The sequence below is a fragment of the Paenibacillus kribbensis genome (assembly GCF_001705305.1).
In the GTDB taxonomy this organism is placed as follows: Bacteria; Bacillota; Bacilli; order Paenibacillales; family Paenibacillaceae; genus Paenibacillus; species Paenibacillus kribbensis_B.
Map to the genome: position 1 here is coordinate 1 of NZ_MCBP01000044.1, position 1,305 is coordinate 1,305.

The following is a 1,305-nucleotide window of genomic DNA, read 5'->3' on the forward strand; positions in this document are numbered from 1 at the left end:
TAGATAGCATAGTCAAGTATGTCAAAGAACTATGGGAAGCGTTAGAAAAAAATGGTGCTTTAAGTTCTTTCTCTAAGATTTGGGACGGTTTAAAATCAACTTTTGGTTCAGTTCTAAGTATAATCGGACAACTAATAGAATCATTTACTGGTGTAGATTCAAAAACTGCTGAAAGTTCAGGTTCTGTTGAGAATGTAAGTAAAACTATCGCTAATTTGGCAAAATGGTTGGCTGATGTCATAAAGAAAATCGCTGATTTTGCAAAGAAATTTAGTGAGAGTAAGGGTGCAATAGATGAGATAAAAGTGGCTTTAGTTGAACTAATAGCAGGGTTTGTGGCTTTTAAAATCGGAACTGGAATAGTAACTGCTATCGGTGCTTTCCAAAAGTTACAAAAGTCAATTAAATCAGGAATGGGCATAATGAAAGCTTTCAATAAGGTTGCTGGACTTAACCCTTATGTATTAATTGCAGCTGCAATCATCGCTGTTGTTGCCGGTCTAGTTTATTTCTTCACTCAAACCAAAACAGGCAAAAAGATATGGGCTGACTTTGTAGACTTCTTGAAGAGTGCATGGGACGGAATAGTTTCATTCTTTAGCGGTATCGGTCAATGGTTCGCTGATATATGGAACGGAGCAGTTGACGGAGCAAAAGGTATTTGGCAAGGCTTAGTTGATTGGTTCAGCGGAATTGTACAAGGTATTCAAAATATCTGGAACGGAATAACAACATTCTTTAGCAATTTATGGACAACTGTTATTGGTGGCGTTCAATCTGTATGGGGCGGAGTAACTGGCTTTTTTAGTGGAATATTTAATGCTGTTAGTTCCGTAGTTTCAACCGTGTTCAGCGCTATCGGTAGCTTTGCTGGCTCAGCTTGGAATGTACTGGTTGGCGTATGGAATGCAGTATCCGGCTTCTTTGGCGGTATATTTAACGCTGTAAAAGGAGTTGTATCTAGTGCTTTTAGCGCAATCGGCAGTTTTGCTTCTAATGCTTGGGGAGTAGTTCGCTCAATATGGAGTGCAATTTCAGGCTTCTTTAGTGGCATATTCAACTCTGTTCGTAGTGTCGTTAGTGGAGTATTTAGTGCCATAGGTAACTTTGCTTCAAACGCTTGGTCAAGAATTTCAGGTGTATTTAGCGGAGTCGGTAGTTTCTTTAGCGGAGTATTCAATGGTGCTAAAAATGCAGTTAATGGAGTGTTCAGCGCTTTTGGTGGTTTCGCTTCTAATGCTTACAACGCAATAACAGGAGTATTTAATGGGCTTGGTAGTTTCTTTAGTGGACTATTTGGAGGAA

At 39.3% G+C, this 1,305-nt stretch carries 1 protein-coding gene; it reads left to right on the forward strand.

Features of this window, described 5'->3' with window-relative positions:
* Window positions 1-1,305: phage tail protein (locus BAZ21_RS27440; RefSeq protein WP_218061454.1), on the forward strand; the 1,305-nt coding region annotated here is incomplete at both ends.